Below are 20,820 nucleotides of genomic sequence, written 5' to 3' on the forward strand. Positions count from 1 at the left end.
CGCAGGGCGGGGCGCGCGAGGGCGCGGAACTCCCGCCCGAATTCATCGGATGGTTATCGGGGACCCGGACAGGGGCGACAACACCGACACCATGCGCACACGCGGGACGGCGCGACGGGGCGGAAGGCGCGCGTCGACGAGGACACGTCTCCTGAATTCCGCTGTCGGCTGGTCATGAATCCATCATCCCGTTCCGGTTCGGGCCCGGTCAACAATGCAACTGCCTGAATTAAGTCGGCTACGGGACGCCGGGGCCGAGAGGGCGTCAGGAGACGGCGGGCAGCGCCGGCCAGGGGCCGAGCGGGTCCACGTACAGCGCGCCGAGCGCCACCGCGCCACCCGCTGTGGCCAGCACGGAACCGGTGAAGCTGGAAGGGACGACGGCGCGCTCCGGGTCGTCGCAGACCCACGAGCGCTCCGCCACCTCCGCCCGCAGATCGGCCAGACACTCCGGGATCCGGCCCGCCCCCGGCTCGACCACGACGAGTACCTCCGGGTCGAACATGTCCAGCAGCAGGGCCGCCGCCCGGCCGACCAGCCGCGCCCGCCGGCGGAACAGCGCCACCGCCCGCGCCTCACCGGCCAGTGCCTGTTCCAGGAGCTCCGGGAACGAGCCGGCGAACAGCCCCTGCGCCGCCGCACGCCGCACCATGGCACGCTCCGACACCTCCGACTGGAGGCACCCGGACCGCCCGCAGGAGCACGGTTCGGCGCCCCCCGTCCCGCCGGCGCCGAGCGGCAGGTGCGCCACGCTGCCGGCCCCCGAGCGCGGGCCCCGGTGCACGGCCCCCTCGGTGGCGAAGGCCGCGTCCACGACGGCGCCGACGAAGAGCAGGACGGTGCTGCTACGGGTCGACTCCTCGCCGAACAACTGCTCCGCCCGGGCCAGCGCCCGGGAGTGGCTGTCCACGTGGACCGGCAGCCCGGTCGCGGCGGAGAGGATGTCGCGGGCCGGCACGTCGCGCCAGCCGAGCTGCGGATGGGCCACGACGACCCCGGTCACGGGATCGACCCGGTGGCCGGTGGCCAGGCCCAGGGCGAGCACGGTGCGTCCGCCTGCGTGCGCGGCCACCAGCCGGGGCAGCCGGGCCGCGAGTCCGGCGAGCATGGAGCGCGGTTCGGTGGTGCGGTGCGGCTGCCGGTCCTCGGCGACGATCCGGCCGCGCAGATCCATCAGGGCGACCGTGGAGTGGGCGACGGCGATGTGCGCCCCGGCCACCAGAAAGCGCGCGGTGTCGACCTCGACCGGGACGTGCGGCCGGCCGAGCCCCTTGGGGCCGGCGGTCTCCGCGCTCTCCCGGACCAGTCCGCGGGCCAGCAGCCGGCCCACGTGCCCGCTGACGGAGGCGGGCGAGAGGCCGGTGAGGCGGGCGACGGTGGAGCGGGCGACCGGACCGTGGTCGAGGATCGCCCCGAAGACGGAGCCGGTACCGGCGAGCCGGCGGCCGGGCCCGGCGGCGGGTATGTCGGAGCGGCGCAGCGGGGTGGGGCGGTCCCCGTGAGGGCGGCGGACGGGCGCAGACAGACTCTTCACAGTGTCTTCCAGGTCCTCGGTGGCAGCGGTTGACGCGGTGCGTGCTCCGCATGGGGAGCTCGGGGCAGACCGTCCGCGGCGCGGGGCCGGAGGGCGCTGCCTCTTCCGTGGAGAGTGGCCCTGCGGGGAACCGGGGCAGGTATGGCCCCTCGGCGCGCGGGCGTGGTGCTCTCAGGCGCGGTGACACACGGCGGAGCACACACGCTTCAGGTCGATATGACCTCGCGTCGTCAGGTGTGCGGATCGCTGCATGCCGCGCAACGTAGCCGGACCGGCTCAACCCGGTCAAACCCTCGCCGCATCCTGGACACCCTTGCACAGGAGGGGTGTTGCCCCGGTATTGCGACGGCATGGCGGGGGTACGGCGGTCGCGTGAACAGCGGGTCCGGAATCGGGCAGAGCGACAACGGCGGACGGGCCCGGCGACACACACCCGGCAGGACCGCGGAACGATTTCTGGAATTAACCTCTGATGCCTTGTCATGGCCGGTTCTACGCGCATAGCTTGTGCTCCCTCACCACACTCTGAGGGGCCGTTCCGTGCGCATATCCAGATCCCGTTCCGTCCTGCTGGCCGGCGCGGTCGCCGTGACCCTCTCGGCGACCGCGCTGCCCGCCGCCTTCGCGGCACCGTCCTCGACCGCCGTGATCTCCGAGGTGTACGGCGGTGGCGGGAACTCGGGTGCGACGCTGACCCGCGACTTCGTCGAACTGGCCAACTCCGGCTCCGCCGCGTACGACCTGTCCGGGTTCAGCGTCCAGTACCTTCCCGGGGCTCCGTCCGCGGGCTCGCTGTGGCAGGTCTCCGCGCTGACGGGTTCCGTCGCGCCCGGCGGCCGCTACCTGGTCGCCCAGGCCGCGGGCACCGGTGGCACCGTCGCCCTGCCCGCACCGGACGCCACCGGTACGGTCGCCATGTCCGCCGCGAGCGGCAGCATCGCGCTGGTGTCCGGCACCACGCCGCTGACCTGCAAGACAGCGGCCGACTGCGCCGCCGACACTCGCATCGTCGACCTGGTGGGCTACGGCTCCGCGGTCGTCCGGGAAGGCAGCGGCCCGGCCACCGGCGCCTCCGCCACCGCCTCCGTGGCGCGCGCGGCCTCCCTGGCCGACACCGACGACAACGCCACGGACCTGTCCGCCGCACCCCCCACGCCGGTCAACGCGGCCGGCGAGACGTCCGGCGGCGGCACGGACCCGGGCGACCCGGGCGACCCGACCGAGCCCGGCACCGTGCGCGTGCACGACATCCAGGGCACCACCCGGGTCTCCCCGCTCGACGGCAAGGCCGTGACGGGGGTGCCCGGCATCGTCACCGCGGTCCGCACCACCGGTTCGAAGGGCTTCTGGATCCAGGACACCGCCCCGGACGCGGACCCGCGCACCGGCGAGGGCGTCTTCGTGTACACGGGCTCCACCGCCCCGGCGGTCTCGGTGGGCGACTCCGTCCTGGTCAGCGGCACGGTCGACGAGTACTACCCGTCGGCCACCACGCAGTCCATCACCGAGATCACCTCCCCCAGGACCACGGTCCTCTCGTCGGGCCACGCGCTGCCGGCGCCGGTGGTGCTCGACGCCGCCGCGGTGCCCGCCGCGTACGTCCCCTCGGCGGGCGGCGCCTCGATCGACGCGCTTCCCCTGGAGCCGTCGGCGTACGCCCTCGACCTCTACGAGTCCCTCGAAGGCACCCGCGTACAGATCGCCGACACCCGGGTCACGGGTGCCACGACCGCGTACGACGAGATCTGGGTGACCGTCGAGCCGAAGCAGAACCCGACCCGGCGCGGCGGCACGCTGTACTCCTCGTACACCGACCAGAACACCGGCCGGATCAAGGTGATGTCGCTCGACACCACGCGCCCCTTCCCCGTCGGGAACGTCGGCGACGTGCTGTCCGGCACCACCACCGGGGTGATCGACTACGCCTCGTTCGGCGGCTACAACCTCCAGGCGACCGAGCTCGGCACACTCACCGACCACCACCTGCGCCGCGAGGTCACCCGCAGGCAGAAGGGCGGCGAACTCGCCGTCGCCACGTACAACGTGGAGAACCTGGACGCGCTGGACGAGCAGGCCAAGTTCGACACGCTCGCCGAGGGCGTCGCGGTCAACCTCTCCTCCCCCGACATCGTCTCGCTGGAGGAGATCCAGGACGACAACGGCGCGGTCAGCGACGGCACGGTCGGCTCCGAGGCGACGCTGAAGCGGTTCACCGACGCGATCGTCACCGCGGGCGGACCCCGGTACGCCTGGCGCTATGTCGCCCCGCAGGACGGCCAGGACGGCGGCGAGCCCGGCGGCAACATCCGCAACGTCTTCCTCTTCAACCCGCACCGGGTCTCCTTCGTGGACCGCGCGGGCGGCGACGCGACGACCGCCGTGACGGCGGTGCCGACGCGCAAGGGCGTGACCCTGTCGGTGTCGCCCGGCCGCATCGCCCCGGCGAGCGAGGCCTGGTCCGACAGCCGCAAGCCCCTGGTCGGCGAGTTCCGCTTCCACGGCAGGCCGGTGTTCGTCATCGGCAACCACTTCGCCTCCAAGGGCGGCGACCAGCCGCTGCACGGCCGCTACCAGGAACCGTCGCGCAGCTCCGAGACCAAGCGGGTCCAGCAGGCCGCGGAGGTCAACACCTTCGTGAAGTCCCTGCTGGCGGCGGACAAGTCGGCGCAGGTCGTGACGCTCGGCGACCTCAACGACTTCGCCTTCTCGCCCACGATGTCCGCGCTGACCGCGGGCAGGGCCCTCAAGCCGCTGATCACCACGCTGCCGGCGAACGAGCAGTACAGCTATGTGTACGAGGGCAACTCGCAGACCCTGGACCACATCCTGACCAGCCCCGGTATCCGGCGGTTCGACTACGACGTGGTGCACATCAACGCGGAGTTCGCCGACCAGGCGAGCGACCACGACCCGCAGATCGTACGGATCAAGGTCGACGGCCGCCGCTGATCCTGCGAGCGGAGGGCCGGGCGCCTCAGCTGCCCGGCCGTGGCAGGACCGGACCTGCCGCGCCCGTCCGCGGGCGCGGCAGCGAGGCGAGCGGCCGCAGTGCGGGGGCGGCCTCCAGGGGGCGGTCGGTGAAGAAGCGGGCGACGAGGTCCGCCACGTCGTCGGGCCGTTCCAGCACGACCCAGTGGTCCGAGTCCCCGATCGTCAGAAAGCGGCTGCCCTCGATCGTCTCCGCGAAGACGCGCTGCCGTTCGGGAGACGTCACGGTGTCGTGCTCACCCGCGAAGACGAGCGCGGGCACCCCGCTCAGCCCGCCGGAGAAGTCGGGCCGGTGCCCCAGCGCCCGGCGCAGCGACTGCGCGGCGTGCGGGGAATGGGTGAGCGCGTGCACGAACGACCGCCGGACGTAGCGCCGTGCGAGCTCCCTGCGGTGGACCGTTCGCCGCGGGTCCTGGCACAGCAGGGCCTCGGCCGTGAGGGTGGCGAGCCCCTCCACGTCACCGGCCCCCAGCCGGTCGACCGCGCCGCCCCACTGGGCCCGCTGGGCCTCGCTGATGTGCGCCGGTACGCCCCCGAGGACCAGCCGGGCGATCCGCCCGGGGTTCCGCCGGGCGCAGCCGAACGCGATCGCCGTGCCGTAGGAGAACCCGAAGAGGTTGACCCGGGCCGCGCCCAGGTCGTCGATGATGCCCGCGACGGCGTCGTACAGGACGTCGTCGCCGGTGCCGGGCGGCAGCGGGTCGGCGCCGCCCATGCCGGGCAGGTCGGCGGTGACGACCGTGGCATGCGGGCCGAGGTACTCGTCCATCTGCGGCCAGCCGTACATCCCCTGGAGCGCCCCGCCGAGGACGACGACCGGATCGGTGCGGGGCGAGGGCTGCGTCAGGACGCGGTAGCTGTAGCGCAGCCCGTGCACCGACAGGTTCCGGATGATCTCGTCGGGCATGGTCATCGGTCCTTTGTCCGTCCTCAGGCCCGGGTGAGGACGAGTGCGGCGTTGTGCCCGCCGAAGCCGAGCGAGGTCTTGACCGCGGCGTCGAACACGCCCGCCCTGGCCTCCTTGCTCACCACCTCGATGGGGATCTCCGGGTCGGGAGCGTCGAGGTTGACCGTGGGCGGCACGAGCTGGTGCTGGAGGGCGAGCACGGTCAGCGCGGTCTCGATGCCGCCCGCGGCGCCGAGGGTGTGGCCGGTCATCGCCTTGGTCGACGTGACGAGGGGGTGCTCACCGAGGACCCGGCGCAGCATGGTCGCCTCGATCAGGTCGTTCGCCACGGTCGAGGTGCCGTGGGCGTTGACGTGGCCGATGTCGGTGCCGGTCAGTCCGGCGTCGGCGAGCGCGGTGCGCAGGGCCCGTTCGATGCCGCGCCCGTCGGGGTCGGGGGCGACGGCGGAGTACGCGTCGCTGGAGGCCCCGTAGCCGGCGATGTGGGCGCGGACGGCGGCGCCGCGGGCGGCGGCGTGTTCGGGGCGTTCCAGGACGAGCAGGCCGGCGCCCTCGCCGACGACGAAGCCGTCGCGGTGGGTATCGAAGGGCCGGCAGGCGGCCTCGGGGTCGTCGCGCCGGGTGGAGACGGCCTTCAGCCGGCAGGCGCTGGCGATGAGCAGCCGGGAGCAGACGGATTCGGCACCGCCCGCGACGACGATGTCGCAGGCGCCTGTGCGCAGCATCTGGTGGGCGGTGCCGATGGCGACGGTGCCGGAGGAGCAGGCGGTGGAGACGGCCTGGCTCGGGCCGTGGGCGCCGAGGTCGGTGGCGACGCTGCTTGCGGCGCCGTTGACGACGGTGAGCGGGGCCAGCTTCGGCGAGACCCGGCGGGCGCCGCGCTCGGTGAGGGCGGTGTGCTGCTCGTCGTAGAAGGGCAGTCCGCCATGGGCGGAGCCGATGACGACGGCGACACGGCCGCTGTCCCAGACCGAGGGGTCGAGTCCGGCGTCGGCGACGGCCTCGCGGGCGGCGATCACGGCGAGCTGCGAGAAGCGGTCCATGAGCCGCTGGCTGGCGACACCGAGCAGGGCCTTCGTGTCGAGTCCGGTGATGGTGTACATGAAGTCGCACGGCAGGTCGTGGAGTTCGGACCGGTGCAGGACCGAGGGTGCGTCGGCGGCCCCGGACACCCCGCGCCAGGCCGCGGCCGTGCCTACGCCGGCCGCGGTGACCAGGCCGATGCCGGTGACGGCGGCGGCGAAGGGCTCGGGCCGGTAGCGGGCCGTCACGCCGCGGCCTTGCCGTGCACGGCGTCGACGAGCTGACCGACGGTGTCGCGCGAGGTCAGTTGGACGTCGTCGAGGTCGACGCCCATCCGGTCCTCGATGAGGAGCCGCAGTTCCTCCAGGGCCAGGGAATCCAGCCTGAGCTGACGGAGCGACGCCTCGGGCCGGATCGCCACCGGGTCGGTTCCGAAGTTCGCCACCAGCAAGGTGCTGATCTCGTCTGCCGTACTCATGGGGGCACTCCTCCGCTGTCGTACGCGGTGACGCCTTGCCGCGTGGGGTGTGCCTGCCATCGGGGGACGCCGGCTGGTCCGGAGGAACCTTTTATACGCCCTGCCGGCGGCGGGTCAGGTCCGCGTTCCCCCGTGCGGTGGGGGGCTGTCCAGGTGTGCGAATTGGCCGGGACAGCCCTTAGGGGCGGGAGTGCGGGCGGGGCCGGCGTCGCGCGCACCCTCGGCGGGCCGGCCAACGGACCTCCTCATGGCCGGGATTCGCCCGTAAACTCCGCGATCATGACGATCGAATCGACGCAGGCAGCCGTAACGGCCGAGGCCGAGGCCCTGTTCTCCACCATGTCCACGATGCGCGCGATGCGCCGACTCAAGCCGGAACCCGTCCCGGACGAGACGCTGGAGCAGCTGATACAGGCCGCCGTCTGGGGCCCCAGCGGCGGGAACATGCAGTGTTACGAGTACGTGGTCGTGACCGACCGCGAGGTGATGGCACGTCTGGCGCCGCTGTGGAAGCGGTGCGTGGACGCGTATCTGGCGACGACCGGGAAGTACGCGCCGAAGGGCATGGACGACGCGGCGTACGGCCGGATGGTCGCCGCGATCGAGTACCAGCGCGACCACTTCGCCGACACGCCGGCCCTGATCGTGCCCTGCTACCGGTTCCCGGAGCCGCGGATGGAGGAGGAGGGCCTGGCCGCCTACGCGCAGGCGCTCGGCCCGGCGGGGGTCGAGCACATGATGAACACGCAGACCCGCTTCCAGGCACTCGCCGAGGGCTCCTGCGTGTACCCGGGGGTCCAGAACGTCCTGCTCGCCGCCCGGGCGCTCGGGCTCGCGGCGAACATCACCATCTGGCACCTGATGCTGGAACAGGAGTGGAAGGAAGCACTCGGCATTCCCGAGGACATGCAGACGTTCGCGGCCATTCCCGTCGGATGGCCGCAGGGCAACTTCGGACCGGTCCGGCGCCGCCCGGTGGCCGACGTCATCCACCGCGACCGCTGGTAGGACCAGCCGTCCGGACCACGCCCCGGCGGCGGGGTCCGGACGGCGCCCGCCCCTCTCGCTGGGCGCTCAACTCCATTGGGATGAAAGGGAGTTCGACACGCGCGCGGATGTTTGTCATGCCCTTGGCAGGTCGATAGCCTGAACGGGCTTCGCGGCCCCGGTCCATGCCCGTCCGGGCCCGGCGCCGTTCTCCTCCCACCACAGAGCAGGAGCAGGTATGCCCACACGCGCCGCCGCCCACACCAAGGCCCGCGCCACCGTGCTCGCGACCCTCACCGCCACCGTCCTGGCCGCGACCGGCACCCCGGCCCTCGCCTCGACGGACACCGGGCGCCCCATGAACCGGGCGTTCGAGCGGGCCGCCGAGACGTACGACGTACCCCGCGATCTGCTCGCCGCCGTCGGTTACGGCGAGACGCGGCTCGACGGCCACTCCGGGCGCCCCAGCCAGGCGAACGGCTTCGGCGTCATGCACCTGGTCAGCAACCCCGCCAACCGGACCCTGGAGCAGGCCGCCGACCTCACCGGGAAGCCGACGGCCGAGCTCCGCGGTGACACCCCGGCCAACATCCTGGGCGGCGCGGCCGTCCTGCGCGGGTACGCGGACAAGCTCGGGCTCGACGCCGGGGACCGCGACGACCTCGGCGCCTGGTACCCGGCCGTCGCCCGGTACAGCGGCGCCGACGGGCAGGCCGCCGCCCTCTACGCCGACACGGTCTACACGTTCCTGGCCGACGGGCTCGACGCCGTCACCCCGGACGGCGAGCACATCTCGGTGACGGGCCGCCCGGTCTCCCCGCACAAGGACGGCCTCACCACCACGGACGCGAGCGTCCGCAGCGCCGACTACCCGTCCGCCCTCTGGGCCGCGGCCGACCCGAACAACTTCGCCACGGGCCGCTCGGCAACGGTCGACAAGGTGGTCATCCACGTCACGCAGGGCTCGTACGCGGGCACGATCGCCTGGTTCCAGGACCCGGATTCCGAGGTGAGTTCCCACTACGTGGTGCGCTCGTCGGACGGCCAGATCACCCAGATGGTGCGCGACAGCGACACCGCGTACCATGCGCGGAGCGCCAACGCCTCGTCGCTCGGCATCGAGCACGAGGGCTTCGTCGACGACCCGTCCTGGTTCACGGACTCGATGTACCGGTCCTCGGCGGCCCTGACCGCGTACCTGTGCGACCGGTACGGCATCCCGAAGGACCGCGCGCACATCATGGGGCACGTCGATGTGCCGGGCAACGACCACACCGACCCCGGACCGTACTGGGACTGGAACCGCTACATGGAGCTGGTCGGTGGGAGCAACGACGGCGGCACCGGCGCCGACGGGCTGAGCTTCACGGCGTACGCGACGCAGCGCAGCGGTTCGACGGGTGCCCAGGTGCGAGCCGTGCAGACGCTGCTGAACGCGCAGAAGTACCCGGTGGGCGAGGTGGACGGCAGCTTCGGCCCGAACACGGAAGGTGCGGTGAAGAAGTTCCAGACCGCGCGCGGTCTGCAGTCGGACGGCGTGGTGGGGGCGAAGACGTGGACCGCGCTGCTGTCCGCGGGTGCCACGCCCGAGATCGCGGAAGGCGCCTCGGGCGACACCGTGAAGCGGCTCCAGCGCGCGCTGACCGCGGCGCTCGGCTCGACGGTCGGCATCGACGGGAGCTTCGGCCCGGGGACGGCGACCGCGGTGCGGAGCTACCAGACGAGCCGGGGCCTCAAGGTCGACGGCATCGTGGGACCGGGTACCTGGGGAGCGCTCCAGGCGGGCAGCTGACAGCCGGCCCCCGGGGTCGCCGCCGGGCCCCGGGGGCTCATCGTCACGTTTGGGTAACCTGCCGGAAACCCTTGACGTTTCTCCTGACGCCTTCCTAACCTCCTCGTGTAGTCGCACTTCACGTGCTGCGGCGCTTTCCGCAGTGTTTTGACAGGCACAGACATAGACCACCTGTCGGTGGTTTCGTCATGCCTGTTTTTTTGTGCTCCCCGTGCCGCCGATGGGTCTTCCTCGAAGGCGGATTCATGGCACAACGTCCGAGCGTCAAAGGCGTCGCCGACGTCGTTGCGCTCATCGATGGGCTGGGAAAGATCTCCGGCCGGGCGCAAGTCATCTGGTTCCTCGTGTTCGGCGGGCTGTTCCTCGACGCCTACTCGAACGCGGCGCTGAGCGCCGGTCTGGGGCCGATGACGTCCCAGATGGAGCTGACCAGCACGCAGGTCTCGATCCTCACGGCCACCGCTCCGGCCCTGGCGATCATCTTCAACCCGGTCGGCGGCTGGCTCGCCACCCGCATCGGCCGGGTCCCCCCGCTGCTCATCGCCAAGGTCTTCGCCATCGCGGGCGCCCTGCTCGCCGCGTTCGCCGGTGACTTCACGGTCGTCTGGCTGGGCCGGGTCCTGGTGGGCGTCGCGTACGGCATCGACTTCGCCGTCGCCATGGCGCTGCTCGCCGAGTACACCCCGGCCAAGCTCGGCGGCCGGCTGAACCTGTGGCAGGCCGTCTGGTACGTCGCCACCACCAGCAACCTCGCGCTCGCCCTGGTCTTCTTCAACCTGGACGTCGGCTCGGACATCTGGCGCTGGTCGGTCGGTTCGGCCGCCGTCGTCGCCGTGGCGCTCCTCGTGGGCCAGTGGCTGATGCTCAGGGAGAGCCCCACCTGGCTGGCGAGCAAGGGCCGCCTGGACGAGTCCGTCCTCAACCTGGACCGGATCTACGGGATCAAGGCCGTCGCCGGAAAGCCCGACGAGGCGACCCGCGCAGCGACGGCCGCGCCCGCCATCGGCTTCCGCCAGGCCGGACTGCTCTTCAAGGGCGAGTACCTGCCCCGCACGATCCTCTCCTCGGTCATCTCGCTCGGGCAGTCGATGCAGTACTTCGCGGTCGGCTGGTACCTCCCGCTGATCAGCCTGACGATCTTCGGCGAGAGCTTCGAGAAGGCCACGATCGGCTCGATGGTGTTCAACGCCTTCGGCATCGCGGGCGGGCTGCTGTCCGCGTACTTCGGCCGCCGGCTCGGGCTGCGGCTCAGCTCCGCCGCCGGCTTCGCCGGGGTGTTCGTCGCGCTGATCGCGATGGGGCTGACCTTCGAGAAGGTCCCCACGGCCGTGGCGTTCCTGCTGCCGGTGCTGTTCATCCTCTGCCACTCCGCCGGTCCCGGCGCCAACGGCAAGTCCATCGCGGCACTCTCGTACAGCAGTGATGTGCGCGCGCTCGGCACGGGTGTCACGGGGATGGTCGGCAGCTTCGGCAGTGTCGCGGGGCTGTATCTCTTCCCGCAGATCAAGGAGTCGCTCGGCCTCGCCGACACCTTCCTGGTGCTCTCCGTCGTCCCGCTGCTCGGCATGATCACCTGTCTGGCCATCAAGTGGGACCCGATGAAGGCCGCCTCGCCCGACGAGGCCGCCTCACAGCGGGCGACCGGTGCGCCGGAACACGCGGAGTCCGTCACCTCGCGCTGACCGTCCGCCGCTCCTGCCGCACCCCACGATGGTCCCTCTCCCCCTCCGTACAGCTCGCGATGCTCGCAATGAAAGGGCTGCAATGACGCAGACGCTCCCCGGCGCCGCTACCCGGCGCGGTGTGCTGGCCATCGACGAGGGCACCACCGGCACCCGGGCCGGAGTCGTCCTCGACTCCGGTGCCGCGCACGAGGTGTTCTACCGCTCGATCGAGGTCAGCCATCCGGACGACCTCTCGGTCGAGCAGGATCCGATGGAGATCTGGACCGCCACGCTCGACGTGGCGCGCCGGGCCGTCGGCGCCGCCCGGGCGGACGGCATCGCCGTCACCGCCGTCGCGCTCTCCACGCAGCGGGCCACCGCGATGCTCTGGGACCGGGTCACCGGGCGGCCGCTCCTGCCCGCCGTGGTGTGGCAGGACCGGCGGTACGCCGCCGAGCTCACCGCTCACGAGGCAGAGTGGGACGCCGTTCTCACCGCCCGTCAGGGCCGGCCGGTCGGCGCCCGCGCACCGTTCCTGTGGGCCGCCCGGCAGATCGCCGCGCACCCGGAGGTGGCCGCCGCCCACCGCGAGGGCCGGCTGCTCTTCGGTACCGTCGACACCTGGCTGATCTGGCGCCTGACCGGCGGCGCCGTGCACGCCACCACCCCGACCAACGCCGCTTCCAGCGGGGGTTACCTGCTGGAGCGGCACGCCTGGGACGAGGAGTGGATCAGCCACCTCGGCTTCCCCCTCGACCTGCTGCCCGAACTCCGTTCGGACGACGCCGGATTCGGCACGACCGACCCGGCCGCCCTCGGCATCGCCGTCCCGCTGGCCGCCTCCATGGGCGACCAGCACGCCGCACTGATCGCGCTCGGCGGCCTCGCCGCCGGGCAGGGCATGTGCATGTACGGGACCGGCGCGTTCGTCGACGCGGCGACCGGCACCACGCCCGCCCTGCCCCGGCCGGACATCTCCGGGGTGCTCGCCCAGCCCGGCTACCGGCAGGGCGGCACCAGCCACTACAGCCTGGAGGCCTACACCTCCACGGCGGGTTCGGCGCTGCGCTGGCTCTGCGACGACCTGGGCCTGTTCGCCTCGCCGAAGGAGCTCGGTGAGGAGGCCGGCCGGGTCCCCACCCGGCCGGGCCGCACCCCGCGCTTCGTCCCGGCGCTCGCCGGGGTCCGCACGCCGGTCTGGCACCCGGAGGCCACCGCCGCGCTCACCGGGCTCACCCTCGCCACCACCCGCGCCGATCTGGCCCGGGCCGTGCTCGACGGCATCGCGCACTCCGTGTGCGACCTCATCGACGGGGTCGCCGGCACGATGGGCGCCCCGTTCACCCGGCTCCGGGTCGGCGGCGGGGTCGCGGGCAGCGACCCCCTCATGCGGATCCAGGCCGACCTGACCGGGCTGCCGCTGGAACGCGTCGCCGACTCGGCGACCGCCAGCCTGCGCGGAACCGCCTATCTGGCCGGGGTCGCCCAGGGCCTGTGGGGCTCGCTCGAAGAGGTCGTCGAGGCGCAGCCGCGCGGCCAGGTCTTCGAACCCTCCACGGGCGCGGACGAACGCGCCGGACAGCGGGCCGCCTGGCGCGACGTGCTGATCGGCCACCTCAAGGACCCCGCTCTCACGCCTCTCACCACCCCCCACTGACGGCCCCTCACCGTCAGCAGGCGGCGGCCGGACACCCGACCACGCGGCCGCCGCACCGAACCACCAGGAGTTGATGTTGTGATCACCATGCCCGCCCGGAAACCGCGGCGCAGCGCCGCGGCGACCCGCCGCACCCCCCTGCTGCTCGACCGCGCGTCGGCCAAGCGGCACCTGGCCGACGACACGTACGACGTACTCGTCATCGGCGGCGGCATCACCGGGGCGTACGCGGTGCTGGACGCCGCCTCGCGCGGGCTGCGCGCGGCGCTGGTCGAGAAGGACGACTTCGCCTCGGGCACGTCGTCGAAGTCCTCGAAGATGGTGCACGGGGGGCTGCGCTACATCGAGCAGGGCAACGTCAACCTCGTACGCCACTCGCTCCTGGAGCGGCACCGCTTCCGCAAGAACGCCCCGCACCTGGTGCACCGGCTGCCGTTCCTCTTCCCGATCCTGGAGAAGGAGGGCATCTTCGACGCGCGCCTCGCCAAGGGCTTCGAGGGGCTGCTGTGGACGTACGACCTGGTCGGCGGCTGGCGGATCGGCAAGCTCCACCAGCGGCTGACCGTCCCGGAGGTCCTCGCGCAGGCGCCGACGCTGCGCGCGGAGAACCTCCAGGGCGGGCTGATGTACTTCGACGCCCGTACCGACGACGCCCGCCTCGTCCTGACCATCGTGCGCACCGCCGCGGCGCTCGGCGCGACCGTCCTCAACGGGGCGAAGGCAAAGGGCCTGCTGATGCAGGCCGGCAAGGTCGCCGGGGCCCGGGTCGACGTGGACGGTGACAGCGTCGACATCCGGGCGCGGGCCGTCGTCAACGCCACCGGCGTGTGGACCGACGAGCTGGACGCGAAGGCCGTCGACGGCCACCGGCCGCAGGTCCGCCCCGCCAAGGGCGTGCACATCGTGGTGCCGTGGGACAAGGTACGGATCAACTGCACGGTCACCGTGCCGATCCCCGGCCGGGCCCGCCGCGCGACGTGCACCCGCTGGGGCAACAGCGTCGTGCTGGGCACCACGGACGAGGACTACCAGGGCTCCCCCGACGACGTGCACTGCACGCGTCAGGAGATGGAGTTCCTGCTGGAGGGTGCCAACACCGCCTTCGAGGGCAAGCTCACCCCGGACGACGTGGTCGGCTCCATCGGCGGGCTGCGTCCGCTGGTCGGGGGCAAGGAGGGCGCGACGCTCGACATGCGGCGCGACCACCACATCAGCGTCGGCCGCACCGGCATGGTCACGGTGACCGGCGGCAAGCTCACCACCAGCCGGCACATGGGCGAGCTCGTCATCGACAAGGTGATGACCGTCCTCGGCCGCAAGGGGAAGAGCCGCACCACGGACCTTCCGCTGCTCGGGGGCGCCGGCTACGACGCCGAGGCCGTGGCCGCCTCCGGTGGCATCGCCGCGCACCTGGGCGAGCGCTTCGGCACCGAGGCGCGCTTCGTCGGCGACCTCATCCAGGAGGACCCGACACTGGCCGGGCCCGTCGTCGCGGGACTCCCCTACACGAAGGCCGAGGTCGTCTACGCGGCCCGGGCCGAGTTGGCCCGCTCGGTGGACGACGTCCTCTCCCGCCGGCTGCGCGCCCGGCTCTTCGCCCGCGACGCCTCCGCCGAGGCGGCGGGTGCGGTCGGCGCGATCCTCGGCCGCGAACTGAACCTCACGGAGGCCGAGGTGGAGCGTTCCGTCTCCGACTACCTCGCGGCCGTCCGTCACGAAAAGTCCGTACTCCTCGAAGGGGCAGCAGCATGATCAGCCGTCAGGCCATCACCCACCCGTTCAACCGGGGCAACTACACGGTCGGCGCGCCCAGTTTCGCCAAGTGGGCGCAGAACACCCCCATCGGCGACGGCGAGGCCGCGCTCCAGAACAACCCGGTCGAGGTCCCCGAGGCCGTGGTCGTGGCGCTGCGCGAGGCCGCGCACGCCGTGCACGTGGAGCGCGACGAGGTCGTCACCCGGACCCGTGACTGGTGGGCCGGCTCGATGATCGGCGAGACCGAGGGCCGTCCGGCGACTCCGAACGCCGTGATCGTCGAGGCGGCCGACGCGGACCAGATCGCCGCCGTGCTGCGGATCTGCCACGCGGCGGGCATCCCGGTCACCCCGTCCGCGGGCCGCTCCAACGTCACGGGGGCGGCACTGCCCGTCTTCGGCGGGGTCGTCCTGGACGTGTGCGGGCTGAACCGGATCACCGGATTCGACGCCGAGTCGAACGTGGTGGACGTCCAGGCCGGCATGTTCGGCGACCTCTTCGAGAAGCAGCTCCAGGAGGAGTACGGCGTCACGACGGGCCACTGGCCCTCCGCGTTCGCCGTCTCCACGGTCGGCGGCTGGATCGCCTGCCGCGGCGCCGGCCAGCTCTCCACGCGCTACGGGAAGATCGAGGACATGGTCGTGGGCGTGGACGTCATCCACGCGGACGGCACCCGCGCCACGTACGGCGACTACGCCCGTGCGGCGGTCGGCCCGGACCTGCGCCAGCTGTTCATCGGCTCCGAGGGCACCCTCGGCGTCATCGTCGGCGCCCGGCTGCGCGTGCACCCGCTCCCGGAGTACGCGAACGCAGTCGCCTTCGGTTTCGAGACCTTCGCCGAGGGCCTGGACGCCTGCCGCAAGATCATGCAGCGCGGCGCGACCCCGGCCGTCCTGCGGCTGTACGACGCCCTGGAGTCGGGCACCCACTTCGGCCACCCGGAGACCAACCTGCTGCTGATCGCCGACGAGGGCGACCCGGCGATCGTGGACGCCTCGGTCAAGGTGGCGGCCGAGGTCTGCTCGGAGTACGGCCCCGAGCTGGACTCCAAGGCGGTCTTCGAGCGCTGGCTGGACGAGCGGATGATCGTCGGCAAGTCCGCGGACGGCTTCACGCCGGGTCCGGGCTTCGTCGCCGACACCCTGGAGATGGCGGCCTCCTGGGCCGGCCTCCCGGTCATCTACGACGAGGTGGTCACCGCGATCCAGTCGGTGCCCGGCACGCTGGCGGCGTCCGCCCACCAGTCGCACGCGTACACCGACGGTGCCTGCGTGTACTTCTCGCTGCGCGGCGAGGTGGCGCCCGAGGCACGGCGCGACTGGTACCGCTCGGTGTGGGACGCGGCCAACGCCGTACTCATCAAGCACGCCGCGGCGCTCAGCCACCACCACGGCTGCGGACTGCTGCGCGGTCCCTACCTGCAGGAATCCCTGGGCGCGGGCTTCGCGGCGTTCGTCGCGGTGAAGGCGGCCCTGGACCCGGCCGGCATCCTCAACCCTGGCAAACTGGGCCTTCCCAGCCGATTCGGTACGTCTCCGCTGAACTGACCCAGCACTCTTCCAGGCAGGTTGTGCCATGACCCCTTCCCCGTCCCGGTCCGGCGCACCGCTCGATCCGCGGCTCACCTCGGCGTTCGCCGAGGTGCCCGTGATCGCGTCGGTCGTCGGCACCCAGCCGCTGCGGCAGTTCCTGACCGCACCGGCCAAGGTGTGCATCCTCGCGTCGTTCGCGGTGGGGCAGCTGCCCCAGGTCGTGCCGGCGCTGGGCCGGGCGGGGAAGCTCGTGTTCGTGAACGTGGACAGCAGCCCCGGTCTGGCTCAGGACCGGGGCGCGCTGGAGTTCATCAAGAACATGGGCGCGCACGGCGTGGTCAGCACCCGGCTCTCGCTCATAGAGAAGGGCCGCCCGCTCGGCCTGCTGACGATGATGAAGGTGTTCGTCACCGACCGGTCCAATCTGCGCCGCTCCACGGACGCGATCTCGCGCGGGGCGCCGGACCTGGTCGAGATCATGCCCGCCCCGATCATCGCCCGGATGAGTGCGCAGGCCCAGCGCGCGATGTCCCCGTCGGTGGCCGCGGGCTTCGTGGAGTGCCCCGCGGACGTGGCGCTCGCGCTGGCCCTCGGGTCGGCCGCGGCCGCCACGTCCGACCCCCGCCTCTGGCATCTGCGCCGCGACCAGCTGCCGCCGGTCCCGCCGGCCGCACTCAAGAGGCCAGTCCCACCCCAGGAGTAGTACCGACGTGACATACGTAGTCGTAGCCCGCTACCGCACCAGGCCCGGCGCGCAGGACACCGTCCTCCCGCTGCTCGACACCGTGGCCGCCGCCTCCCGCGAGGAGCCCGGCAACCTCGCCTACCGGGTCCACCAGGGCACCGAGGACCCACGGGCGATCGTGCTCTACGAGGAGTACGCGGCCGAGGCCGACTTCACCGCGCACTGCGCGACCCCGCACTTCCAGGAGATCGTGCTCGGTAAGGTCGTCCCGCTCCTGGAGAGCCGCGACGTCCTGCGGTGCGCGCCCCGGGACGGGGTGACCGCGTGAGGACCCGCGCCGTGGTGCTGCGCGGAATATCCACGGACCGGCCCTACACGCGGACCCGTCCGGTCGAGGTGGAGGAACTGCACCTCGGCGCCCCGCGCGAGGGCGAGGTCCTGGTCCGCGTCGCCGCCGCTTCCCTGTGCCACTCGGACCTCTCGGTCGTCAACGGCGACCGGGTCCGGCCGCTCCCCATGGCCCTGGGCCACGAGGCGGTCGGGGTGGTCGAGGAGACCGGGCCCGGCGTCCACCGGATCACCCCCGGTGACCATGTCGCCCTGGTCTTCGTGCCGAGCTGCGGCTTCTGCGCCGACTGCGCGGCGGGCCGCCCCGCCCTGTGCGCGCAGGCCGCCGCGGCGAACGGTTCCGGCGCCCTGCTGCACGGCCCCTCCCTGCTGACGGACGCCTCCGGCGCCACGGTCCACCACCAGCTGGGCGTATCGGCGTTCTCCTCGTACGCGGTGGTGGCCCAGGAGTCCGTGGTGCCGATCCCCCGCGACATCCCGTTCACCGTGGCCTCGATGTTCGGCTGCGCGGTCCTGACGGGCGCCGGCGCGGTCATCAACACGGCCGCCCTGCGCCCCGGGCAGTCGGCCGTGGTCTACGGTCTGGGCGGCGTGGGCCTGTCGGCGGTGCTCGGGGCACGGGCGGCCGGCGCGTACCCGATCGTCGCCGTCGACCCGGTCCCGGAGAAGCGCGCCCTGGCCCTGCGGCTGGGCGCGACGCACACGTACGCCCCCGACGAGGCACTCGGCGCGATCCGCGAACTGATGTCCGGCGGGGCGGAGGTGGCGGTGGAGGCCGTGGGCAGCCCGAAGGTCATGGCCGAGTGCCTGGCCGCGGTGGCCCGCGGCGGCAAGGTCGTCTCGGTGGGCCTGCCCGCCCCCGACCGGGTGCTGGAGGTCCCGGCCCTGGCCTTCGCCGGCGAGGGCAAGTCGTTGCTGGGCTCGTACATGGGCGACGCGGTCCCGCGCCGCGACATCCCCCGGTTCCTGGACCTGTGGCGGGCGGGGCTGATGCCGGTGGAGGAGATGCACACGGGGACGCTGGCGCTGGACGAGGTCAACCACGCGATGGAGGAGCTGGCGTCGGGGCGGGCGATCCGTCAGGTGCTCGACACGTCGGGGCTGCTGGAGTCCTGAGCGCCCTGCCGGAGGCGCCCGCCGCCCGGCGGGCGCCTCACGAGGCGCTGAGAGGTGTGCGCCGGGCGATGACCTTGCGGTAGCTGATCCGCCGGCCCCGCTCGCCCCGCACGACGGTGTCCTCGTACGTCACGCTGCCGCACGTGCCGTCCGCGTTGACACCGATGCCCTTGGACCGGGCGCCGACCCGCCCGTCACCGAGGTCGGTGAGCACGATGTTCGTGACGTGGTGCCCGACCGGGTTGAGCGCACCCATGGCGAGCGCCGCGTCCCGGAAGGCGTCCACCCCGATCAGTGAGCCGTGCCCGAGGTTCGTGATGTCGTAGACGATGTCGTCGGTGAACAGCTCGTCCAGCCGGTGGAGTTCGCCGTCGTCGACCAGATGTCCGTGCAGGGCGATCAGTTCCATGACCGCCAGACGGTCATCGGCTTCCAGTGCCATGTGCTCCCCTTCGCCGGTCCGGACCGGGACACGACGGTACGCCCGCGACGCTCAGTCCCGCGACGAGGTTTCCTCGCGCTCGTACCGCAGCTCCACGACCCCGCTGCCGAAGGTCCGGGTTCCCGCGAGCCGGAGTGCGGTCCTGGTGTCCGTCGACGGGAACATGGATCGTCCCCGGCCGATCAGGACCGGGTGGACGTAGACCCAGTACTCGTCGATCAGATCGAGTGCCGCGAAGGACGCGGCGAGGCCGGCGCCACCGAGTCCCAGGTCGCCGCCGGGCTGCTCCTTCAGCGCTCTGACCTCTTCGGGCACGACCTCGCGGACGATCGTGGTGTTCCAGTCCGCGCGCTCCAGCGTGCGGGAGTAGACGTACTTCGGCATGTTCCGCCAGATGACCGCGAAGTCGGCCATCGGACCGGCGTTGGCCGGGTCCTGGTCGGCGGTGGGCCAGAAGTCCGCCATCAGTTCGTGGACGATCCGCCCGTCGAGGAACCCGCCCATCTTCGCGATCTGCTCGTTGAAGTGGCGGTGCAGTTCGTCGTCGACCAGGTGCCAGCTGATGTCCCGGTCCGGTCCCTCCATGAAGCCGTCGAGGGAGACCGACATGGAATAGATGATCTTTCGCATCGTGTACCTCGCCAGAAGCTTCGGGGACGGACCGGCGGAACGAAACCGACCATACCCGGCGACGGAGCACGGGCGGGGACCCGAGGGCACCGCTTGACGAACGGCGGGCGCACCCCGTAGGAGTCGGGGAAGGCGGGGGCGCCCGAAGCCGCCGCACCGGCCCCGAGGAGCAGCGCACGTGAGAGTCGGATCCGCACGCGCCGCCGCGGTCCGCTGGGTGGCCGCCCACGCCCGTCCCGCCCCCGGCTACCGCGGGGCGTACTTCAGCGGGTCGACCGTCGGCCGTCCCGACGACGCCGAGCTGCCGCCCTCGTCCGACGTCGACGTCGTGGTCGTCACGGAGGAGGACGAGCCACCGGCCAAACCCGGCAAACTCCGCTACGAGGGAGCGCTGTTGGAGATCTCGTACGTGCCGTGGGCCGAGCTGGGCGATCCGGCGGCCGTGCTGGCCTCGTACCATCTGGCGGGCAGCTTCCGTACGGACACGGTCATCGACGATCCCACCGGCGGGCTGCGCGCCCTGTACGCGGCCGTCGCGCCCCGGTTCGCCGAGCGGAGCGAGGTGCGCCGCCGATGCCGGGACGCCCGGGGCCGCGTCGTGGGCCGCCTTGGCGCGCTCGACGTGTCCGCGCCCTTTCACGAGCAGGTGCCGGCCTGGATGTTCCCCACCGGGGTCACCACCCACGTCCTGCTGGTCGCCGCACTGCGCAATCCCACCGTCCGGCTGCGCTACCGCGCCGCGCGCGACGTCCTCGCCGCGTACGGACAGCCGGAGCTCTACGGGGAGCTGCTGGCGCTCCTCGGCTGCGCCGATGTCTCCGAGCGCGTGGTGCGGCACCATGTGGGCGAGCTGACGCGGACGTTCGACGCCACGGTCCCGTTGGCGCGCACCCCGTTCTTCTTCAGCAGCGACCTCACCGAACAGGCGCGGCCCATCGCCGTCGACGGCAGCCTGGAGCTGATCGACCGCGGCGAGCACCGCGAGGCGGTGTTCTGGATCGTCGCGACGCTCGCCCGCTGCCACGCGGTCCTGGCCGTGGACGCTCCCGCGCTGCACAGGGCCCGGCTGCCGGCGTTCGAGGCGGCCGTGGCCGAGCTCAACGGGATCACCTGTACCGCCGATCTGCTGGACCGGCGTTCGGCGGTCCTGGGGTTCCTGCCCCGGCTGGACACGGCCACGGAGGCCGTACTGGCGGCCAATCCGGACATCACCGGGTAGAGGGCCCCTGCCGCCGCGGCGCGCGCTCTGCTAATTTGCCCGCATGTTCCTTCCTCGTGCGTA

Annotated in this window: 17 protein-coding genes; 11 read left to right on the forward strand and 6 right to left on the reverse strand. The window is 72.5% G+C overall.

Annotated features, from left to right (window positions below):
* Window positions 1–265: 265 nt before the first annotated feature.
* Entirely contained in the window at window positions 266–1,534 is a 1,269-nt protein-coding gene (locus OG959_RS05295) for an ROK family transcriptional regulator (protein WP_326656918.1), read from the reverse strand.
* Between the two features lie 540 nt (window positions 1,535–2,074).
* Between OG959_RS05295 and OG959_RS05300 the strand changes: the two genes are divergently transcribed.
* On the forward strand, window positions 2,075–4,483 hold the full coding sequence (locus tag OG959_RS05300; RefSeq protein WP_326656919.1) for an endonuclease/exonuclease/phosphatase family protein: 2,409 nt from the start codon (window positions 2,075–2,077) through the stop codon (window positions 4,481–4,483).
* Between the two features lie 25 nt (window positions 4,484–4,508).
* Here OG959_RS05300 and OG959_RS05305 read toward each other — a convergent pair whose 3' ends face one another.
* Genes OG959_RS05305 through OG959_RS05315 form a run of 3 tightly spaced genes read right to left on the reverse strand, consistent with a single transcriptional unit; the run spans window position 4,509 to window position 6,930 of the window.
* A complete protein-coding gene (locus tag OG959_RS05305; RefSeq protein WP_326656920.1) occupies window positions 4,509–5,429 on the reverse strand; it encodes an alpha/beta fold hydrolase in 921 nt (306 codons plus the stop codon).
* A gap of 23 nt (window positions 5,430–5,452) precedes the next feature.
* Window positions 5,453–6,700 carry a beta-ketoacyl-[acyl-carrier-protein] synthase family protein gene (locus tag OG959_RS05310; protein ID WP_326656922.1) on the reverse strand — a complete coding sequence of 416 codons (1,248 nt, stop codon included), beginning with the start codon at window positions 6,698–6,700 and terminating at the stop codon, window positions 5,453–5,455.
* Entirely contained in the window at window positions 6,697–6,930 is a 234-nt protein-coding gene (locus OG959_RS05315) for an acyl carrier protein (RefSeq protein ID WP_306083597.1), read from the reverse strand. The genes OG959_RS05310 and OG959_RS05315 overlap by 4 nt, the downstream gene beginning before the upstream one ends.
* 279 nt (window positions 6,931–7,209) lie before the next feature.
* Here OG959_RS05315 and OG959_RS05320 point away from each other — a divergent pair, with 279 nt between their 5' ends.
* The 9 genes from OG959_RS05320 (at window position 7,210) to OG959_RS05360 (ending at window position 18,466) form a co-directional block, all read left to right on the forward strand.
* Window positions 7,210–7,938: a nitroreductase family protein gene (locus tag OG959_RS05320; RefSeq protein WP_326656925.1), complete on the forward strand. Its 729-nt coding sequence runs from the start codon at window positions 7,210–7,212 to the stop codon at window positions 7,936–7,938.
* A gap of 217 nt (window positions 7,939–8,155) precedes the next feature.
* Window positions 8,156–9,709: a peptidoglycan-binding protein gene (locus OG959_RS05325; RefSeq protein ID WP_326656927.1), complete on the forward strand. Its 1,554-nt coding sequence runs from the start codon at window positions 8,156–8,158 to the stop codon at window positions 9,707–9,709.
* A gap of 245 nt (window positions 9,710–9,954) precedes the next feature.
* Window positions 9,955–11,391: an MFS transporter gene (locus tag OG959_RS05330; RefSeq protein ID WP_326656928.1), complete on the forward strand. Its 1,437-nt coding sequence runs from the start codon at window positions 9,955–9,957 to the stop codon at window positions 11,389–11,391.
* Between the two features lie 82 nt (window positions 11,392–11,473).
* On the forward strand, window positions 11,474–13,030 hold the full coding sequence (locus OG959_RS05335; RefSeq protein ID WP_326656930.1) for an FGGY family carbohydrate kinase: 1,557 nt from the start codon (window positions 11,474–11,476) through the stop codon (window positions 13,028–13,030).
* A 78-nt stretch (window positions 13,031–13,108) separates the two neighbouring features.
* Entirely contained in the window at window positions 13,109–14,782 is a 1,674-nt protein-coding gene (locus OG959_RS05340; RefSeq protein ID WP_326656932.1) for a glycerol-3-phosphate dehydrogenase/oxidase, read from the forward strand.
* On the forward strand, window positions 14,779–16,332 hold the full coding sequence (locus tag OG959_RS05345) for an FAD-binding oxidoreductase (RefSeq protein ID WP_326656933.1): 1,554 nt from the start codon (window positions 14,779–14,781) through the stop codon (window positions 16,330–16,332). Before OG959_RS05340 ends, OG959_RS05345 begins: the two co-directional genes overlap by 4 nt.
* 28 nt (window positions 16,333–16,360) lie before the next feature.
* Entirely contained in the window at window positions 16,361–17,020 is a 660-nt protein-coding gene (locus OG959_RS05350; protein ID WP_219566977.1) for a glycerol-3-phosphate responsive antiterminator, read from the forward strand.
* A 7-nt stretch (window positions 17,021–17,027) separates the two neighbouring features.
* On the forward strand, window positions 17,028–17,330 hold the full coding sequence (locus tag OG959_RS05355; protein ID WP_326656936.1) for a putative quinol monooxygenase: 303 nt from the start codon (window positions 17,028–17,030) through the stop codon (window positions 17,328–17,330).
* Window positions 17,327–18,466 carry a zinc-binding dehydrogenase gene (locus OG959_RS05360; protein WP_326656938.1) on the forward strand — a complete coding sequence of 380 codons (1,140 nt, stop codon included), beginning with the start codon at window positions 17,327–17,329 and terminating at the stop codon, window positions 18,464–18,466. The genes OG959_RS05355 and OG959_RS05360 overlap by 4 nt, the downstream gene beginning before the upstream one ends.
* A 37-nt stretch (window positions 18,467–18,503) precedes the next feature.
* Here OG959_RS05360 and OG959_RS05365 read toward each other — a convergent pair whose 3' ends face one another.
* Complete coding sequence (locus OG959_RS05365; protein WP_326656939.1) at window positions 18,504–18,908, reverse strand: nuclear transport factor 2 family protein; 405 nt, start codon at window positions 18,906–18,908, stop codon at window positions 18,504–18,506.
* A 51-nt stretch (window positions 18,909–18,959) separates the two neighbouring features.
* Complete coding sequence (locus OG959_RS05370; protein ID WP_326656940.1) at window positions 18,960–19,538, reverse strand: dihydrofolate reductase family protein; 579 nt, start codon at window positions 19,536–19,538, stop codon at window positions 18,960–18,962.
* 178 nt (window positions 19,539–19,716) lie between these two features.
* Here OG959_RS05370 and OG959_RS05375 point away from each other — a divergent pair, with 178 nt between their 5' ends.
* The gene (locus OG959_RS05375) at window positions 19,717–20,757 is read left to right on the forward strand and encodes a hypothetical protein (protein ID WP_326656942.1); all 1,041 of its coding nucleotides are present in this window, start codon (window positions 19,717–19,719) and stop codon (window positions 20,755–20,757) included.
* The last annotated feature ends 63 nt before the right edge of the window (window positions 20,758–20,820 follow it).

This window comes from Streptomyces sp. NBC_00385 (assembly GCF_035917155.1).
GTDB lineage: Bacteria > Actinomycetota > Actinomycetes > Streptomycetales > Streptomycetaceae > Streptomyces > Streptomyces poriferorum.